This is a genomic window from Lentilactobacillus diolivorans DSM 14421 (genome assembly GCF_001434255.1).
Lineage (GTDB): Bacteria > Bacillota > Bacilli > Lactobacillales > Lactobacillaceae > Lentilactobacillus > Lentilactobacillus diolivorans.
This window is the reverse complement of the sequence record NZ_AZEY01000090.1, coordinates 123,954-142,542: the sequence shown is the minus strand read 5'-3', so window position 1 is coordinate 142,542 and position 18,589 is coordinate 123,954. Positions and strand designations below refer to the sequence as shown.

The 18,589-nt window shown below is 39.9% G+C and carries 17 protein-coding genes and 1 tRNA gene; 3 read left to right on the top strand and 15 right to left on the bottom strand.

The annotated features are described in order from the left end of the window. Positions 1-8: 8 nt before the first annotated feature. The 4 genes from FC85_RS10250 to FC85_RS10235 form a co-directional block, all read right to left on the bottom strand. Positions 9-512 carry a GNAT family N-acetyltransferase gene (locus FC85_RS10250; protein WP_057865440.1) on the bottom strand — a complete coding sequence of 168 codons (504 nt, stop codon included), beginning with the start codon at positions 510-512 and terminating at the stop codon, positions 9-11. A gap of 1 nt (position 513) precedes the next feature. Continuing rightward, on the bottom strand, positions 514-984 hold the full coding sequence (tsaE, locus tag FC85_RS10245) for a tRNA (adenosine(37)-N6)-threonylcarbamoyltransferase complex ATPase subunit type 1 TsaE (RefSeq protein ID WP_147008467.1): 471 nt from the start codon (positions 982-984) through the stop codon (positions 514-516). 120 nt (positions 985-1,104) lie between these two features. After that, positions 1,105-2,082 (bottom strand): phosphate acetyltransferase, encoded by a 978-nt coding sequence (pta, locus tag FC85_RS10240; protein WP_057865439.1) that lies wholly within the window; start codon positions 2,080-2,082, stop codon positions 1,105-1,107. Between the two features lie 36 nt (positions 2,083-2,118). Continuing rightward, entirely contained in the window at positions 2,119-2,811 is a 693-nt protein-coding gene (locus FC85_RS10235; protein ID WP_057865438.1) for a uracil-DNA glycosylase, read from the bottom strand. Between the two features lie 109 nt (positions 2,812-2,920). Between FC85_RS10235 and FC85_RS10230 the strand changes: the two genes are divergently transcribed. After that, positions 2,921-3,526, top strand: a complete 606-nt coding sequence (locus FC85_RS10230) for an LURP-one-related/scramblase family protein (RefSeq protein ID WP_225427551.1) — start codon at positions 2,921-2,923, stop codon at positions 3,524-3,526. 158 nt (positions 3,527-3,684) lie between these two features. Here the strand turns inward: FC85_RS10230 and smpB are convergent, their stop codons facing one another. From smpB to gap, 10 genes are all read right to left on the bottom strand, one after another. Beyond that, positions 3,685-4,158 carry an SsrA-binding protein SmpB gene (gene smpB, locus FC85_RS10225; RefSeq protein ID WP_057865437.1) on the bottom strand — a complete coding sequence of 158 codons (474 nt, stop codon included), beginning with the start codon at positions 4,156-4,158 and terminating at the stop codon, positions 3,685-3,687. 15 nt (positions 4,159-4,173) lie between these two features. Continuing rightward, positions 4,174-6,504, bottom strand: a complete 2,331-nt coding sequence (gene rnr / locus FC85_RS10220; RefSeq protein WP_057865436.1) for a ribonuclease R — start codon at positions 6,502-6,504, stop codon at positions 4,174-4,176. Positions 6,505-6,519: 15 nt separating this feature from the next. Next, positions 6,520-7,266, bottom strand: coding sequence for an alpha/beta hydrolase (locus tag FC85_RS10215; RefSeq protein WP_057865435.1), 747 nt, complete (start codon positions 7,264-7,266; stop codon positions 6,520-6,522). A gap of 75 nt (positions 7,267-7,341) precedes the next feature. Beyond that, positions 7,342-7,578 (bottom strand): preprotein translocase subunit SecG, encoded by a 237-nt coding sequence (gene secG / locus FC85_RS10210; RefSeq protein WP_057865434.1) that lies wholly within the window; start codon positions 7,576-7,578, stop codon positions 7,342-7,344. 90 nt (positions 7,579-7,668) lie between these two features. Beyond that, positions 7,669-9,195, bottom strand: a complete 1,527-nt coding sequence (locus tag FC85_RS10205) for a ClC family H(+)/Cl(-) exchange transporter (protein WP_057865433.1) — start codon at positions 9,193-9,195, stop codon at positions 7,669-7,671. A 45-nt stretch (positions 9,196-9,240) separates the two neighbouring features. After that, positions 9,241-11,187 (bottom strand): MucBP domain-containing protein, encoded by a 1,947-nt coding sequence (locus tag FC85_RS10200; protein WP_057865432.1) that lies wholly within the window; start codon positions 11,185-11,187, stop codon positions 9,241-9,243. A gap of 251 nt (positions 11,188-11,438) precedes the next feature. Continuing rightward, a complete protein-coding gene (gene eno, locus FC85_RS10195) occupies positions 11,439-12,758 on the bottom strand; it encodes a phosphopyruvate hydratase (protein WP_057865431.1) in 1,320 nt (439 codons plus the stop codon). Positions 12,759-12,858: 100 nt separating this feature from the next. After that, on the bottom strand, positions 12,859-13,617 hold the full coding sequence (gene tpiA, locus FC85_RS10190) for a triose-phosphate isomerase (protein WP_057865430.1): 759 nt from the start codon (positions 13,615-13,617) through the stop codon (positions 12,859-12,861). A 121-nt stretch (positions 13,618-13,738) separates the two neighbouring features. Beyond that, positions 13,739-14,953: a phosphoglycerate kinase gene (locus tag FC85_RS10185; protein ID WP_057865429.1), complete on the bottom strand. Its 1,215-nt coding sequence runs from the start codon at positions 14,951-14,953 to the stop codon at positions 13,739-13,741. A gap of 102 nt (positions 14,954-15,055) precedes the next feature. Next, the gene (gap, locus tag FC85_RS10180; RefSeq protein WP_057865428.1) at positions 15,056-16,066 is read right to left on the bottom strand and encodes a type I glyceraldehyde-3-phosphate dehydrogenase; all 1,011 of its coding nucleotides are present in this window, start codon (positions 16,064-16,066) and stop codon (positions 15,056-15,058) included. Positions 16,067-16,328: 262 nt separating this feature from the next. On the opposite strand from gap, the gene FC85_RS10175 reads away from it, so the two are divergent. Beyond that, a tRNA-Arg gene (locus FC85_RS10175) sits at positions 16,329-16,400 on the top strand. Between the two features lie 236 nt (positions 16,401-16,636). Here the strand turns inward: FC85_RS10175 and FC85_RS10170 are convergent. After that, complete coding sequence (locus tag FC85_RS10170; protein ID WP_057865427.1) at positions 16,637-17,563, bottom strand: VOC family protein; 927 nt, start codon at positions 17,561-17,563, stop codon at positions 16,637-16,639. 355 nt (positions 17,564-17,918) lie between these two features. Here FC85_RS10170 and FC85_RS10165 point away from each other — a divergent pair, with 355 nt between their 5' ends. Then, entirely contained in the window at positions 17,919-18,512 is a 594-nt protein-coding gene (locus FC85_RS10165; RefSeq protein ID WP_057865426.1) for an ATP-dependent Clp protease proteolytic subunit, read from the top strand. Positions 18,513-18,589: the final 77 nt, after the last annotated feature.

Here is an 18,589-nt window from a genome sequence, read left to right as displayed (position 1 = left end):
TCAATACACTACTTCTCCTCTTTGAGCTGCTTTAAATTCAGCTTCATTTCAATGACATCATGATCGTTAACCTGTTCGGATTTTAATTTTTCAAATCCTAATTTTTCATAAATGTGAATTGCCGGAGCATTATCAGAAAAAACTGTCAGTGTCAACTCATCCAGTGAGCTAAATGTTGCTCCCCAGTCAAGCGCCAACGCCACTAAGTTGGTTCCCAAAGTATAGCCTTGAAATGCCTTTAGAACAGCCACGCCCAGTTCACCGGTTTTTGGATCCGTTCCATCAACAGTCACAATACCAACCAAATCAGTATCAAATTCCGCGACTGCCAGTAAATTTTGTTTCGACCGACTAATCAGATCGATTTGTTGGGATTCCATTTCCGGTGTTAACTCTGTCAAATCAGAATCGACTAAAAAGGTGTTGGATTCTTTTTGCAAGATTTTTAACAAATTTAAAACTGCTTGGCCATCTTTTGCTGCTGCAAGGCGAAAACTCACTTCTTCTGCCATATCAATCTCCTAATAATTCTGAAATCATTTTTTTGAAGTGCGACCCTTCCGCTTGAAATGATAGCGTTCGAACGTTATCTCCCTGTGAGTCATCACGTTTGAAAATAATTCTTAAATAGTTATCAGGAATTTCAGTACTGACAAATTTAGACCATTCGACAACATTAACGCCATCCCCGTTAAAATATTCTTCCAATCCCAAATCATCACCACCACCTTCTTCAAGACGATAAGCATCCATGTGATATAGTGGAATCCGTCCGTCCTGATACTCACGAATAATCGTAAACGTTGGACTTTTAACGGGTCGTTGAATTCCCAATCCCTTAGCTAATCCTTTGGTAAAAGTGGTTTTTCCAGCTCCAAGATCACCGTCTAAAAGGATCAAGTCCTGGGGAATCAAATATTTAGCCAATCTTTCACCCAAGGCCATTGTTTCCGTAGCTGATTTAACAGTTATTGTATTATTCAACAGATCACCTGCTTTCAAAAAATGAAAAATTTTAACAATCCCTTAAAATAATAACACACAAAAGACTGGCATTAACCATTTCCAGCTTTTGTGTGTTAGTTTAATAAAAACAAATTGATTCTAATTTAACGTCTCGGCAGCAGTAATGATCGATACCTTATAAACATCATCTTCACTGGTTCCACGTGATAAATCATTAACCGGTTTATTTAACCCTTGAAGTAATGGGCCAAGTGCTTGGAAACCGCCCAGCCGTTGTGCAATTTTATAAGAAATATTTCCTGATTGTAATTCAGGGAAAATAAAGACATTTGCGTGACCGGCAACTTTAGAACCAGGTGCTTTCTTCTCAGCAACGGAAGGTACAAATGCAGCATCAAACTGTAATTCACCGTCAATCGGAATATCTGGTGCCATTTGTTGCGCTAATTTGGTAGCTTCCTGAACCTTAGTCACCATATCGCCCTTAGCTGATCCCTTTGTTGAAAAACTAAGCAGGGCAACTTTGGGATCAATATCAAAAGTTTTTGCAAAACGAGCACTTTCAACAGCAACGCCAGCCAACCCCTCAGCATCCAATTCAGGGTTAATCGCACTATCTGCGAACAAATAACGTTCATCATTTCGCAGAAGTAGGAATGAGCCGCTCAGCAACTTAATTCCTGGCTTTGTCTTAATAATTTGCAAGGCTGGTCGAACAGTATCACCAGTTGCATGGGCAGCTCCTGAAACCATTCCATCGACTTTATCCATATAAACCATTGTGGTCCCAAAATAGTTAGGATCTTTCAACCAATTACGTGCTTTAGCTTCATCGGTTTTACCTTTTCGACGGGCCACAATTGCTGAAACCATCTCATCAACTTCTTCTTGAGGTTGATGCTGATAATCAACAATTTCGATGTCCCCCAAGTCAATGTCCGCATCTTTAGCAACCTGATTAACCTCATCCTTATCACCAAGAATAATTGGTTTGAGCAATCCATCTTTGGCTAGCCGGCTTGCGGCACCAAGAATCCGGACATCGTTACCTTCAGGGAAAACAATTTTGATATCTTTTCCGCTGATTTTTTGCTTGAGACTTTCAAATAGTTCCATGACAAAATCCTCCAATTCCTGCAAAGTTACTTTGTATTAAGATGTCTGAGTGACCTTTTCCGGCAACTGCCAGTTAATTGGTTCTTCCCCCATTGCAATCAAAGCTTCATTAGTTTTAGAGAATGGTTTAGATCCAAAGAAACCCCGATTGGCTGATAACGGACTAGGATGAGCAGACTGCAACACAACATTGGTGTCAGTATCAATTAATGAAATTTTATTGCGGGCCGCCCGACCCCAGAGAATAAAAACAACCGGTTTTTGACGAGCCGACAGCTTTTGAATGGCTGCGTCGGTCAGCTCTTCCCACCCTTTACCTTTATGGGAAAAGGCTTGACCATTACGAACCGTTAAAACTGAGTTTAACAGGAGCACCCCCTGTTTTGCCCAACTCGTTAAACAACCATGATGAACTGGTTTAATTCCCAGATCGGATTGAAGCTCTTTATAAATATTTTGTAACGATGGTGGCACTTTAACACCAGGTAAAACTGAAAAACTTAATCCATGTGCTTGGTGCGGCTCATGATAAGGGTCTTGACCCAAGATCACAACTTTAACCTTGTCAAATGGCGTCAGCTGAAACGCTTCAAAAATATGGTTCATATCGGGATGGATATATTGCGTTCGATATTCTGATATTAAAAATTTACGTAACTGCTGGTAGTAAGCTTTTTCAAATTCTGGTTCCAAAACATCCCACCAATCATTTTTTATAAACGGTTTCATTCCCAACACCTCACGTTTTATTCTACCATATCCATTTTCAAATAACATCAGCGTAATTCATTGCGTTCCGTGGTAAAATGAAAATAACAAACGAAAAGGAAATGCATTTATGAGTCGAAAAATCCAATTAAACTTAACGGAATTAGATCACACAAGATCAACCCGAGTCACTGATGAATACAAAGACACTAAATATTTAATCGTTGGAAAATGGGGACTCATTTCTGATATTTTTTCGCTGTATTCAATTACCGGAGAATTGTTGGCAAAAGTCCGTCAGCAATCTATGGGAACCACACCACGCTTTGATTTGTACTATTTACATCAATTTGTTGGTAGTTCAATTATTCACTTCACATTACATTATACGACAATTTACATCAATGGCATCAACTGGTTAATTACCGGAAATCAAGAAAAACAGTCCTACACGATTAGTCATGGCCGTGAAAAAATTGCAACGATCAAATCTTACAACCAGTCTGATCAGGTTGTCCGAATTATCGATGTCGATAAAACCGATCATGAACCGCTGGTCATCTTAATTGCGGCCATCTTAAATCATCCATCCCTTGTCCATTCATCAGTGGTGAAATTACCTTCACTAGAAAAATACTCGGAAAGATTGTTGCCCAAACCAGGGACAGCAAGTTCATTCAGCCGGTTACAATCGAAACTGTGTCCGAAAAATCGGCAACAAAATAAGGGTCAGTGACAAAACATACCTGTTTTGCTCACGAACCCATTTTTTATTGGCTTATTTTCACATGAATGTCGTCAACTAAGGACTTAACTTTGGTTGCGTTGCCCATCTCACCTATTTCTCTAGGTTAGTTGGTGACTAACAGATTAGTTCCAAACAATGAATACTTATTAATAATGCTTCATTACGCGATCGATTTGCCGTTTTTGATCACGACGCTTGATTGTCTCACGCTTATCATACTCACCTTTTCCTTTGGCGACACCAATCAGCACCTTTGCAAAGCCATTTTTTAGATAAACTTTTAACGGGATAATAGTAATTCCTTTATCCTGAGTGCTTTGTGCTAATCGCCGAATTTGTTTCTTGTGCAATAACAATTTTCGATTTCTGAGCGGATCATGATTAAATTGGTTTCCTTCAGCATATTCGCTGATGTGAACATTTACCATGTAGGCTTCATCATTCCTAATTTGCACAAACCCATCTTTTAAATTGATTCGGCGAGCCCGAATCGATTTAATCTCAGTTCCCGTTAAAACAACCCCTGCCTCAACTGTTTCGAGAATTGAGTAATCATGACGGGCTTTTTTGTTTTGGGCCATTAAATTATCGTTACTATGTTGCTTTTTTTGCTTGGCCATACAATCACCTTACTTTTATCGCTTGTTGCGATTATGGTTACCACCACGGGAATTATTTGACTTTCCGTGCCGATTGTTCGAGTGAAAATTATTGGAATTAGAATTGGAATGGCCATGACGATCGTTATTCCGGTGATTATTATCGCGATGTTGGTACGAACGCTTTGGCAACATGTTACTAGTTGGCGTCTCTTCCGGGTTAACCACATCAAAATCAACGGCACTTTGTTCAACATCAACGTTAACAACCTTTACCCGAATTGGTTGTCCCATCTTATATGTTCGACGAGTATTTCGACCAACCAAGGCCATAAATTGTTCAACGTACTGGTAGTAGTCATCGTCCATCCGACTAATATGAACCAAACCTTCAACCGTATTTGGTAATTCAACAAACAAGCCAAACTTCATAACTGAACTAACAACACCATCGAATTCTTCGCCAAGATGATCATTCATATACTCAGCTTTCTTCATTGAATCAGTATCTCGTTCAGCATCAACAGCTCGTCGCTCGTATTCGGAAGTAGTTGTGGAAATTTCATCCAAAACAGTCGCATATTTCTTCTTTGTTTCACTGTTAATACCATTATCTTGATAGTAATGGATTAACCGATGAACCATCGTATCCGGATATCGACGAATTGGTGACGTAAAATGCGTATAGAATGGCGCAGCTAGGCCAAAATGACCAAGAGATTGGTCGGCATAACGAGCTTGCTTCAAGCTTCGCAATAACATAACCGAGACCATCATTTCTTCAGGCTTACCGGCAACTTTCTTTAAGATGTTCTGCATGGTCTTTGGTTGAACATGTTCTGGATCACCCTTGACAGTAATTCCAAAAGCCGTCAATGTCTCAAAAAAGGTCTTAATTCGGTCAGCATCCGGCGTTTCATGCACCCGATAGATAAACGGAACGTGTTTTTCGTAATAATGCTTGGCAACTGTTTCATTAGCAGCCAACATGAATGATTCAATCATTCGTTCGGCCAAACCACGAACCCGAAGCTTAATGTCGATGGGATGTCCTTTTTCATCGACAATGATCTCGGCTTCGTTATCATCAAAATCAATGGCACCGCGAGCTTTACGATGCTTATACAAAATTTTATGAAGCTCGCCCATCTGTTCAAACATCGGGACTAATTCTTTGTACTGATTCATTGTTTTTTCATCGTGGGATTCCAAAATTTTATTGACAGCTGTGTAAGTCATCCGCGCCTTTGAACGCATTAAACTGGGGTGAATCCGATGCTTAATAATATTGCCGGACGGATCAATTTCCATCTCACAACTCATACATAAACGCAATTCGCCCTCGTTTAAAGAACAAATACCATTTGAAAGTCGACGTGGCAGCATCGGAATAACACGGTCAGTTAGATAGACTGAAGTTCCTCTTCTAAAGGCTTCCTTGTCAATTAAACTCCCTGGCTTGACATAATGACTAACATCCGCAATATGGACGCCTAAATGATAATTCCCATTCGGTAACTTCCATGCTGTAACCGCATCATCTAAATCTTTTGATGATTCGCCATCAATGGTTACCAAGTTTTGCTTGGTAATGTCTTCACGGCCTACTTTTTCAGCTTCGGTAACGTGATCAGGAATCGTATCTGCTGCCTGAAGAACTTCTTCTGGAAATTCTGCAGGAATGTTATGGGCATAGACTATTTCTAGAATATCAATTCCAGGATCATCAACGGAGCCAATTACTTCATCAGCAATGCCGACCATGTAATCAGGATGCTTGGCATTGGGATATTCCGTGATTTGCGCGGTGATCACTTCTCCAGGCGTCGGGTGCAAACCAACATCGTTAATGTAAAATTGATATTTGGCAATTTTTTTGTCGGTTAACTTAACCTGGCCATAATAGCCATTGTCATCATCCGATTTAGTAAATGGACCGACTACCCGCTTATATTTGCGATCGGTAATTGCCGTTACTTTTCCCTCTGGTCCCTTGTCGGAACCGGGTTGAGCAGGCCGGACAATTTCCATGTCAACGGTATCGCCATTCAATGCGTTCATCGTATTATCAGGTGCAATATAGGCATCTGGAGCAAGGTCGTCATAGGCAACAAAGCCAAAACCTTTATCATTGGCATGAAAAATGCCGGATAATTTTTGCTTTTCTGGATTTAGCTGAAACTTACCCTCTTGAGTCACAACGGCAACACCATCACGTTCTAGGCCTGCAAGCTCTTGAACAATCAGCTTAAAAGCCGCTGAACCATGGTATCTTAAAACATCGGCAATTTTTTCGACAGTGAAAACATTCTCGGGATATGTCCGCAGAACGTTTTCAATTTTATTTTTTAAATCATTATCTTGCAATCTGTATTCCTCGTATTATTCATAAAGTTTGGTTAAAAATTCGCTTAAATCAGCCTCCAATTGCTGATGAGCTGAATTAACGGTAATCATATGAGTGGCATTTGGATATTCATGATAACTAACATCACTATTCACCAACTGATCTCGGACTTGTTTGGCACTGGCGGGATTAACAATCTCATCATTTAAACCTTGGCCAATAAAATAGGGCCGCTTAATTTTTGGAAGATCATCAGCAACACCCGCACTAAATGCAGAAATTTTAGCTAACAACTGGTCAATATTCGCATCTAACCAGTCTAGTTTAGTATTCATAATTGCCTCGTTAGTTTTATATCGAACAAAATTAGCTTTCGCCATCTGCATAAACGTATTGTGAACGCTAAACTCTCGTTTCCGAACAATCGGAGACCCTAATGAACCCCCGCCAACTAAATCAGAATCGTTTTCAAGCGCCTTGGCAGCAAAAATGCCGCCTAACGAAATTCCGAAAATGCTGATTTGATTAATGCCCTTGTCATGCAAAAATTGAATGGCGTTTTGGGTATCCTGCCACCATCGTTCCGGAGATCCTTGAAGAAGAATATCACTAAAGTCAGGTGTCCCGTGACCAGTCAACAACGGTGCGTAGATTGTGTAGTCGCTGCGCTCCAATCGTCTGGCCAACAATCTAACATCAACAGGACCACTGGCAAACGCATGCAACAATACAATTCCTTTGGGGCCATGTTCGAAATAAAAAGATTTTGTTGGAGATTGCATAGTGCCCATCCTTTCTGTTTCACAACCTCAATTATAATAAAAATCCCCCTGCATTTAAACAGGAGGATAGAAATACTAATGAGATGATACCCAAACTAATCCAAGTGATAGTGCAAAGAAAATTATCCCAAGAATAAGCGTGGTCTTCTGCATAAATGCTTCGAATCCACGAGGCTTTTGTTTAGCAAACAAGTCATCAGCGCCACCAGTCAAGGCAGACATTGCGTCATTAGTCTTTGATGGTTGCATTAAAACTGCGATTGTGATTAAGACACAATCAATCAATAATAATGTTATTAATAGATTGTACACTTTAGTGCCTCCTACCGTTAAATCGGCTTAATACTACTCCTACTAAGTTAACACATTATGCGTAAATCCGCCACCCTTTTGCGACCAAGTTTACTTGGCTAGCATATTTAATTGTTGAATGAGCTGAATTCGATTTTGAGCTGACACATTAATCACCAACGTGTCACCCCAACGCAAAACGGTGTGACCAGACGGGATAGTCTCAGTGTCGCCTCTTTGAATATTTGTCAGTAAAGTTCCTGTTGGCCATTTAACTTCACTAACCATTTTACCAGCCATCGCTGAACCAGAAAAAATCGTGATCATAATTGGGACGGTCTGACTTTGACCAGTTGTCCGTTTAACATGCAGCAGCTGCTGCAACATTGAGTGATAAACAGGCTGGCCACCCAATAGGTCCAAAGCCCCATACGCAACCAACGAAACAGTCGCTAAACCAAGTAAATGAGTGAGAGTTCCAACCATCTCAGTGATCAACAGAATAGCCGTGAATGGCGCTTTACTGATTGCAGCGAAGTAACCGGCCATTCCCATAATGATAAAACTGGAAAAATAAGTAGCATTCAATAAATTCAAATTGATTGCTGATTGCCCAACAATTGCTCCGATTAAGCCACCCAGACAAAGAATTGGCAAAAAAATACCGCCTGGTAATCCACTTCCATATGAAAACATTGAAAAAACAAATCGGATAATCAAATAAAGAATGAGGATTGCCACTGGATAGCCGGCAGCATTCAGTTTTAAAATAATGACACTCCCGCCACCCAACAGCTGTGGAAAAACAACCCCCAGAGGAATCACCAGCACGAGTGGGATTAACCCGTTTAGCCAAGCAGGCAGCCGACTAAACTTTTGATACCAGCGACCCACTCGTAAAATAATCAACTGATAGCCGCGGCCTAAGACACCAAGAACTAGGCCTAAGAAGACCACCCAGCCAAAGTATTTAATTGGAAGCGGCGTACTTTTCATATATAAAACGGGTTTCATTCCAAAAACATCCATTGCCACCATATCAGAAGTAATTGCCGATGTTAGTGAAACCACCCAAATATTGGTTGAAAAATTATGATAAATCTCTTCAAGGACAAACAACGTGCTGGCAATCGGTGCGTTAAAAGCCGCGCTTAATCCGGCCGCAGCCCCGGCAGAAATCAGCACCTGTCGATCCAAGCCCACTTGCTTTGTTATCAGGGCAACTCCCTGACCTAACGTGGAACCCAGTTGAATGGATGGTCCTTCACGTCCTAAATACAAGCCACTGCCGATTGCCAGAATACCACCAACAAATTTTCGCCATAGAACAGGCCACCACTGATAATCAAGATCGCCCAACAGCTGGCCCTCAACTTGAGGAATTCCTGATCCTTTAATATCGGGTTGTTGTTTTAAAAGGAACGCGACAATCAGTCCAATGGTTACGTTGACTGCCAAACAACCAATAATTGTCCAGGGATGATCTGCCACTTGTCCATAGAGCCTTTGCATTAAAACCATCAAATGCTGAATTGACCAACGAAACATTGAGACGGTTGATCCTGCCAAAGCACCGATTATTACGCCGCTAAAAATAATTTTAATTTGCGATAACTTATAACTTTCATGAATTTGCACATCGAGACATCCTTCTAACTAATTCTGCTGATAATCATAGCATAACTAATGCAGCCATTTAAAACTCTTTTGACAAGCCAACCCAACTAACAGCAGCCAGCCAAACAAAAGCGTTTGCTTGGAATGGCTCTCACCGGTTTGAGGTAATTGCTTTTGGTTAGTCCTTTTCTGACGCCGATTAGAATTCTTTACAAAAGACTTGCGGCTATTACGACCAGTTTTCCGACGCTGCTTTAATAATTTATCTCGCTTTGCTTGTTTCTTTGGCCGTTTTTTGGAATGAACCAGTTTAGACTTACCGCGTTTGCCTGGCCGACCCTTATTGGTTTTACGCTGCTTTGTTGAATCTGTTTTCTGAGTATCTTTGGTGTTGCTCACGGGCATTGCAACTGATGGTGTTAATTCCTTAGCATCGCTAATTACTCCTGACATCTTTTGTTCCTGGTTGGTAAGCTGGGATTGCGGATGATCAGCCGATCTCGGTGATATCACCTCTTTATGATAACTAACATAGATGTCTGGCATAAGTAAATGATCAATCTGGATTGACTGGGTTTGATCCACAGCACGGTACCCATCAATCTTTTGAGGTGTTATGACTAATTCCGTACCATAATCTGCCTGAACGTCTCTGGATGAAATAATTTCACCATTTTCATCAATATTAAAGACTTTCAGGGTAAGCTTTCGCGGATGATAATGTAGCGTTAGCATATTCAGTTTGGGGTCGTAATCTTGGGTATCCAAATCATAACCATAGAATTCGATATCTTTATGGGTGAAGTGGCTCAAATTTGTGCTTAAGACCTTAACATTTTTATCAAATAAACGCCGGCCATCACTATTAACCCCCTGCATATGAACTGTAATTCGTTTCTGCCTTAATTTAGAATCTTTTTTAGATAAATTCGTTTCCCGTCGGTTTACGCCATCTACTCCTGTTGGCTGAGAAGTAATACAACCTTTGTCACCATCAGACATTGAATCATGCTCAGTTTGGTTTGGTTCGTTAATTAATTTCTTTGAAGTTTTCTGTTCATCAACCGATGAACTCCGACTAGATTCAGACTTTGCTTCTTTTAAGTCATGATTTGATTCCACTTGGTTTCTAACCCGTGATTGAATGTCGGCATCGTCCTCATGGCTCTTTTGACTGATCTTTTTAGACTGGTCTGTCATATTTTTATTAGTTTGAAGCGTTGTCGATTGGGCCTTCTGAGCTTCTGTGGCATGCAAAACCGGGTCAGTCTTTTGATTAACGGCGCTAGCTGAAGATGATTGACTGGCCGCATCATCAGCTTTACTTTTCGGTAGTAAGGTGGGACTTGGTTTAGTTGATTTTTGGTGATCTTCTTTAATCGTGCCTAGACCTTTAACCTGTGACTGCGGTATAACAGGTGATTGAGATTGGCTATTAGTGATTGTTACCGACTCTGCCACCGTTTTCTGCATAACTGATTGTTTTGAATCACTATTCGGTTGTAACAATGGCTGTTGCACGATCACTTTTTCAAATGATTTTTCTAAATGATTCGTCCTTTGGGAAAGCTGATTGCTGACAGGTAAATGCTGCCCCGATTTTTGATCAGTAATCGACTTGGCATCATTTTCTTTTTTATACCTCAACGTAATGACCTGGTTTGGATCCGTAACAATGTCAGAAACATCCGAGCTGTTTTGCAATTCATATCCTTTAAAATGTGGGATAAATTCTAAACCAATATCATATTTTAGTACGCTTCCTCTTGGACGTACCGGAACATTAATCGTTGGATGAACGTCGTGGCCAGCTTCATCAATAAATCTTGCTGTGATGTGTGTGTCTGATATTGGTGCGATTTGTTGATGTGTTTCCAAGTTCTTCGTGGGATCTGATTTCTGTTGACGAACATTTTGAACTTTTTGAACTGTATTGTTAGCTTGGATCACTTTCTGCTGCAGCAACGGTACCAACCCGACAATGCCGACTGATAGTACAATGAACTTTTTCAAAATTAAAACCTCCGTATTTTTGTTTGATATTAAAGACTCATATATTAGCTACGCAAAATACGGAGGTTTCTATTTGACAAGTTGTGATTGATAATAACTATTTTAATTGTGATCCCGATATATACCAATTTCAGGTGATGGCATACAAAAAACACCAACCGAAATGAAGGTTGGTGTTTTCAAGTTACATATCAAAAAGTCTATCAAGTTAAGTGATTAAATCATCCCAACTTGTTAACTATTAACTTTAATTACTTGTTTAGAATATCGTTTCGAGCTTGTTCTGACAAGTTATAGAATGAATGAACACCCTTGTATTGAGCAACATCGCCAAGTTGGTCTTCAATTCTCATTAATTGATTGTACTTAGCAATTCGTTCGCCACGGCTCATTGAACCAGTCTTGATTTGACCAGCATTCAAAGCGACAACCAAATCAGCAATGGTCGTATCTTCTGTTTCACCAGAACGGTGTGAAATGATCGCAGTGTAACCTGCTTCTTTAGCCATTTCAACGGCTTCAACAGTTTCAGTTAAAGTACCGATTTGGTTTAATTTGATCAAGATAGCGTTGGCAACACCCATCTTGATACCCTTACGAAGGTAGTCAGTGTTCGTAACAAATAAATCATCACCAACAATTTGAACCTTCTTGCCAAGACGTTTAGTAGCCATTTGCCAATCTTCCCATTCGTTTTCATCAAGTGGGTCTTCGATTGAAATAACTGGGTACTTGTCAACAATGCCTTCCAACAATGAAACAAATTCGTCAGCAGTATATGACTTACCATCACCCTTTAAATCGTACTTCTTAGTTTCAGTATTATAGAATTCAGAAGCAGCACAGTCAAAAGCAATCGCAATATCCTTACCTGGCTTGTAGCCGGCACGTTGAATTGCTTCAACAAGGATTTCGAATGGTTCCTCATTGTTCTTTAAATCAGGTGCAAAACCACCCTCATCACCAACAGCAGTTGAGTAACCGCGTTCGTTTAACAAGTTCTTCAAATTATGGAATGTTTCAGAACTCCAACGAATGGCTTCTTTAATGCTAGGAGCACCAACTGGCATAATCATGAATTCTTGGAAATCAACCTTGTTGTTGGCGTGCTTACCACCATTGATAACGTTCAACATTGGAGTAGGCAACAAATGAGCATTGAAACCACCAAGATAATTATATAGTGGCACTTCAAGTTCATCGGCAGCAGCACGGGCAGCAGCTAATGAAACACCAAGAATCGCATTGGCACCTAATTTACCCTTGTTTGGCGTTCCGTCTAATTCGATCATTGCTTTATCAATTGCCAATTGATCAGTCACATCGTAGCCAACAATTTCTTTAGCGATGATGTTGTTTACATTGTCAACGGCCTTGGTAACGCCTTTACCCATGAAACGATTCTTGTCACCATCACGGAGTTCAACGGCTTCGTGTTCACCAGTTGAAGCACCTGAAGGCACGATCCCACGGCCCATTGCACCTGCTTCGGTATACAATTCAACTTCAACAGTTGGGTTACCACGAGAGTCCAGAACCTCACGAGCATAAATATCAGAAATAATTGACATATTTTTTCTCTCCTTAACGAAAGTTGTGACCTTTTGTACAAGGTTCACTCTAATTCTATTAGTTTAATGCCGAAGTTTCAACAAAAAACTGACATTCTTATTATTTTTGTAGAAAGTTGGCAAGCTTAAGAAATGAATCCGATTTCAAGCTGGCACCGCCAGCAAGAACGCCGTCAATATCCGTTTGAGCCAGAATTTCATCGGCGTTATCATCGTTCACACTGCCACCATATAACACACGAACCTGATTAGCCAAGTCATCAGAATAAAGATCGGCAATGGTTTGACGAATCAGATAGCATCCCTCTTCCGCCTCGTCGGTACTGGCTGTTTTACCACTTCCAATGGCCCAACTTGGTTCATAAGCAACAATGATATGTTTGGCTTGTTGGGGATCAATCGACTTAAGTGCGTTAGTTACTTGGCTGACAACCCACGAAATCCGATCGGAAGACTCACGGCGACTCATCGTTTCATCACAGCATACAATTGGCGTTAAATGGTTGCGAAAGGCAGCATGAACTTTCTTATTAATGATATCATCCGTTTCATTAAAATACTTGCGTCGTTCCGAATGACCGATAATAACGTGAGTAACACCCATTTCATGTAATGCTTTAGGACTGGTTTCGCCAGTATAAGCCCCTTCATCTTCATAAAAACAATTTTCAGCAGAAATTAATAAAGACGATCCCACATTTTCCTGAATCATGCTTTCCAGAAACAACGGCGAAGCAGCAATACAAGTTTCGGTAACCTTAGGATCCGGTAATTTACCCTTAATATCTTGTAAAAATTTAACAGCTTCATCAACCGATAAATTCATTTTCCAATTACCGGCAACGAACGGAATTCTCATAACAAAATCATTCCTTTACATTTTTTGACTTAATGCCATTGTAACCAAAAATAATTTTAAAAGCCATAAATATACTAGACCAATCGCAAAAAAGGCCTGCTAATCGCAGGCCCTTTCACGTTTATTTATTATCAATAGCGGCAATACCAGGAAGTGTTTTACCTTCAAGATATTGAAGCGATGCACCGCCACCAGTTGAAATATGAGTCAATTTATCAGCAACACCTAATTGCTTAACGGCAGCAGTTGAATCACCACCACCCACAATCGTAGTTGCATCAGTTAATGAACCAAGAAATTCACCAACTTTAAGGGTTCCTTGAGCAAAGTTTGGCATTTCGAAGACACCCATTGGGCCATTCCAAACAACAGTCTTGGCATCCTTAAGCACTTTTTCAAACTCATCAATTGACTTAGGACCAATATCAAGAGCCATCCAGCCATCATCAATGTCGCCTTCAACAACTTTATGTTCAGCATCGTTACTGAAACCTTTAGCAACAACGTTGTCAGTTGGCAAAACAATCTTGTCGCCACCCTTTTCAAGGATACTCTTAGCAACATCAATTTTATCTTTTTCGATCAACGAATCGCCAATTTTGATACCTTTGGCAGCATAGAACGTATATGTCATTCCACCACCAATGATAATCTTATCAGCTTTACCAAGCAGATTATCAATCACACCAATTTTGTCAGAAACTTTGGCACCACCAAGAATGGCAACAAATGGACGTTGTGGATTGTTAACAGCTTCACCCAAGAATTGGATTTCCTTTTCCATTAAGAATCCGGCAGCAACCGGCTTGCCTGATTGATGCATAGCTTCGGCAATACCGACGTTCGAAGCATGCTGACGATGAGCTGTTCCAAAAGCATCGTTAATATATTCGTCACCTAATGATGCCCAATATTCGCCAAGCTTAGGATCATTGCCTGATTCGCGTTTAACATATTCACCATTTACAACATCTTCATAACGAGTATTCTCAACTAAAAGGACACTGCTGTCAGCCATCTTACTAATGGCATCTTCAAGCTGTTGACCCTCAGTAACCGGAACAAAAATAACCGGCTTGTTGAGTAAATTAGAAAGGCGTTCTGCAACTGGGCGTAAAGAAAGTGCCTTTTTGTCCTCTTCTTTTTTAATTCTGCCTAAATGTGAAAACAGAATTGCCTTTCCTTTATGATCCAAGACATATTTGATTGTTGGTAGTGCAGCTTGAATTCGGTTGTCATCACCAATGACACCATCTTTGATTGGAACATTAAAGTCAACGCGCATTAATACTTTTTTGCCTTCAAGATCCAAATCAGAAACTGTTAATTTTGCCAATTTTGAAACCTCCTACACAATTTTATTTGTGATTTTCAGATTCTTTATAGATAACAAAAGACGGAGAAGACGCCCTCCTCCGCCAATTGCATTGATTAATTATTAAAGTGAAGCAAACTTCAACAAGGTACGAACCATGTTGCAAGTGAAGCCCCATTCGTTGTCATACCAAGCAACGGTTTTAACAATTTGGCTGTCACCTGAAGTTGTAACTTCAGTTTGAGTTGGGTCAAATACTGAACCATGATTGTCATCAATGATATCTGATGAAACAATTTCATCATCATTGTAACCAAATGCAGGGTTATCAACAGTGTGCTTCTTGATTGCTTCGTTAACTTCGTCGGCAGTAACCTTCTTGTCAAGGATTGTGATCAACTCAGTTAATGAACCATCAATAACGGCAACACGTTGTGCATGGCCTTGTAATTTACCAGCAAGTTCTGGAATTACCAAACCAATTGCCTTAGCAGCACCAGTTGAATGAGGAATCGTGTTTGCTGAAGCAGTTCGGTTATTACGCTTCTTCTTAGTCTTAGGACCATCAAGAATTTGTTGTGAGGCAGTGAAAGCATGAATAGTTGTCATAGTTCCAACCTTAACGCCAAATTCTTTGTTCATGAAGTAAGCCATAGGTGCCAAGCAGTTGGTTGTGCATGAACCAGCTGAAACAATGACATCATTTGAGTTCAAGGTATCCAAGTTAACACCTGGAACAACCGTCTTAATCTGACCAGCAGGTGCTGAAACCAAGACACGCTTTGCACCAGCTTTGATATGAGCTTGTGATTTTTCTTCTGAAGTGTAAAAACCAGTACATTCAAGTACATAGTCAACACCATCATTAGCTACCCAAGGAAGGTTTGAAGCATCTTTTTCGGCATATACAGGATATTCCTTACCGTCAACAACGATACCCTTGTCAGTTGATGAAACTTCACCAGGGAAACGTCCATGGGTTGTGTCATACTTCAATAAATAAGCCAACATTGATGGAGTGGTTAAATCATTAATTGCGACAACCTCAATTTCGTCGGAGTGCAATTCATGAATTCGCTTGAATGCCAAACGACCAATTCGGCCAAAACCATTAATACCAATCTTTACAGTCATACTAAGTTTTCCTCCTTTAGGAAATAGAAAATATAATTAATAGTACAGATACAATCGTACCACTAAATGAAAACAAAGTCAGCACCCTTGTGAACCAAGGCTCAAAGTGCGCCTCGAGTAAACATTATTTAATTACTCAAATTCGAGTATAGCAGACCATTTTATAAATGCAACGCCCAGAATTTAGTAAACGTTTCCATATGACACTTTTTATTACACCTTGAAATGTAATCGATTTTCTAGTATATTTATATAGTAAGTTGCGCTCGTAGTGTAATGGATCGCACGTAAGATTCCGGTTCTTGAAATGAGGGTTCGATTCCCCCCGAGCGCATTATTAAATGATGTTTCTAAAGATAATAATAAACGTCTTTACTAAATATCTTTATGAGTTTTACATAGAACATTTACCTCAACAGTTATTAAATGAGTCATTCACAAACCGATGGTTCATTTACCATAAAAAGAGCAGGCAGCTTGGACATTTAATTTGTCCAAGCTGCCTGCTCTTTTTATGGTAAATACTCATTTTTAAGTTTGCCAATCAGCACAGCTGTTCTGAGTTGATGCTTAACTATCGGCCTCAACTGTCGGTTGATTTACGTGAAAGCTGATACCTTGTTCTGCATAAAAGTCAACAATTTCCTGCCTTTGAGATTCAAATTTCGGTGGCAGCGATAAATCCTGGCCCATCGTTAAAATTGGTTCCTCTAAACTAAAACCGGGGGCCAACGTCGCCAACTCAATTCGATTATCGCCCGGATCTCTGACATACAAGCTCTTAAACCAGCCACGATCCGCATATTCCTCAATGTTTATATGAAGTTCCTTTGCTTTATCCCAATAACTAAATAAGGTCGGTTTGTCTTGCACCGCCAAAGCAATATGATCAATACTACCACGGCCAAATCGCGTCTTAACATCGTGGTTACCTTGGAAAAGTTCAATTGATTGGCCATCTTCGAGAGCAACTTGATTATTAACAATTGGAATCCCCAGCCAATCATGGAAGAATGCTGCCGTCTTTTGCGGACTCGGAACATGCAATTCAGTTCCGAGCATTCTGGTGATTTGATATTCAGCGGGAATGTCATTGCCTGGTACAACCCGCATATCAGTCAAGACTTCCGCAGTTTGAAGTAACTTCACTTCAACATTATCGGGATCGACAAATTGAATGCCATTATCAATATCAATCACGTCAATGCCACGTTCGCCCAACCTCTCCTTCCAAAAATCCAGACTGTTAGTTGGAACAGATAATTTAATGTTGTTGAAAAAATGGCTGCCGTCAGTTCTTCTACCCAACATTGGAATCACAAAAAACGTTACAACAGTTCCAGGCGTCCCCAAATAATCACCATAAAATAAATGGCGAATCTGAATGTTCTCTTGGTTAACTGTATTTTTAACTAATCGCATTCCCAGTACCTGGGTATAAAACTTAATGTTAACTTCAGCATCTTTTGCCAATAAAGAAATATGATGTGTCTTCATAACGCACCCTCCTGGTTCGAACGGTTTTAAAAAAGAAATTAATAATCTTCATATGATACATTTAATTATTATTAGTATATCATGAATGAAGCCGCTTTCTTAATAAAGCGACGTTTCTCTTGAAAGCCCCCATGACCACCTCGAAAGTAATAATTACAATTCATTTTCTTATTTTTGAGTAGCTATTTGGGATTAAATACCGATTTAAAAAGAAGTTCATAATCATCGATGATGCTAAAATAAATGTCAATTTAAATTGAGCAAAACATTTGACCTTTTTTGACCAATAAACTAAACTGTTAACATGAACTTGGCAAAAGCCATCTATCATAAAACCTATAAGGAGGCATTCTAAATGAATTTAGTGCCAACTGTCATTGAACAATCCGCTAATGGTGAACGTGCGTATGATATTTATTCACGTTTACTAAAAGACCGCATTATCATGCTTTCTGGTCCAATTGAAGACGATATGGCCAATGCAATTATCGCCCAATTACTCTTCTTGGATGCTCAAGACTCAGAAAAAGATATTTACCTTTACATCAACTCTCCTGGTGGTGTGATTACCTCAGGAATGGCAATTTACGATACGATGAATTTCGTAAAAGCTGATGTCCAAACCATCGTAATGGGAATGGCTGCATCGATGGCTTCTGTTTTGGCTTCATCTGGAGCTAAAGGAAAACGCTTTGCATTGCCTCACGCCCAAGTCTTGATTCACCAACCATCTGGTGGTGCTCAAGGTCAACAAACCGAAATTGAAATTGCTGCTGAAGAAATTCTCAAAGCACGTAAGATGATTAATAATCTCTTAGCTGAGAATTCTGGTCAGCCAATTGAAAAAGTCAACAAAGATACTGAACGTGATAATTACCTTACCGCGCAAGAAGCTGTTGATTATGGTTTGTTAGATGGCATTATGACAAACAGTGCCGAAAAGAAGTAGTTTTTTACAATAAACTTATTCATTAACATCGCTAAAAAGGGACTGGGACAAAAGTAATTTTGTCCCAGTCCCTTTTT

What these genes read in the sequence shown, in the direction of transcription:
- FC85_RS10250 (WP_057865440.1), bottom strand. Translation starts at nt 512, where the DNA reads ATGGCAGAAGAAGTGAGTTTTCGCCTTGCAGCAGCAAAAGATGGCCAA.
- pta (WP_057865439.1), bottom strand. Translation starts at nt 2,082, where the DNA reads ATGGAACTATTTGAAAGTCTCAAGCAAAAAATCAGCGGAAAAGATATC.
- FC85_RS10235 (WP_057865438.1), bottom strand. Translation starts at nt 2,811, where the DNA reads ATGAAACCGTTTATAAAAAATGATTGGTGGGATGTTTTGGAACCAGAA.
- FC85_RS10230 (WP_225427551.1), top strand. Translation starts at nt 2,921, where the DNA reads ATGAGTCGAAAAATCCAATTAAACTTAACGGAATTAGATCACACAAGA.
- smpB (WP_057865437.1), bottom strand. Translation starts at nt 4,158, where the DNA reads ATGGCCAAGCAAAAAAAGCAACATAGTAACGATAATTTAATGGCCCAA.
- FC85_RS10215 (WP_057865435.1), bottom strand. Translation starts at nt 7,266, where the DNA reads ATGCAATCTCCAACAAAATCTTTTTATTTCGAACATGGCCCCAAAGGA.
- eno (WP_057865431.1), bottom strand. Translation starts at nt 12,758, where the DNA reads ATGTCAATTATTTCTGATATTTATGCTCGTGAGGTTCTGGACTCTCGT.
- tpiA (WP_057865430.1), bottom strand. Translation starts at nt 13,617, where the DNA reads ATGAGAATTCCGTTCGTTGCCGGTAATTGGAAAATGAATTTATCGGTT.
- gap (WP_057865428.1), bottom strand. Translation starts at nt 16,066, where the DNA reads ATGACTGTAAAGATTGGTATTAATGGTTTTGGCCGAATTGGTCGTTTG.
- FC85_RS10170 (WP_057865427.1), bottom strand. Translation starts at nt 17,563, where the DNA reads ATGAAGACACATCATATTTCTTTATTGGCAAAAGATGCTGAAGTTAAC.
- FC85_RS10165 (WP_057865426.1), top strand. Translation starts at nt 17,919, where the DNA reads ATGAATTTAGTGCCAACTGTCATTGAACAATCCGCTAATGGTGAACGT.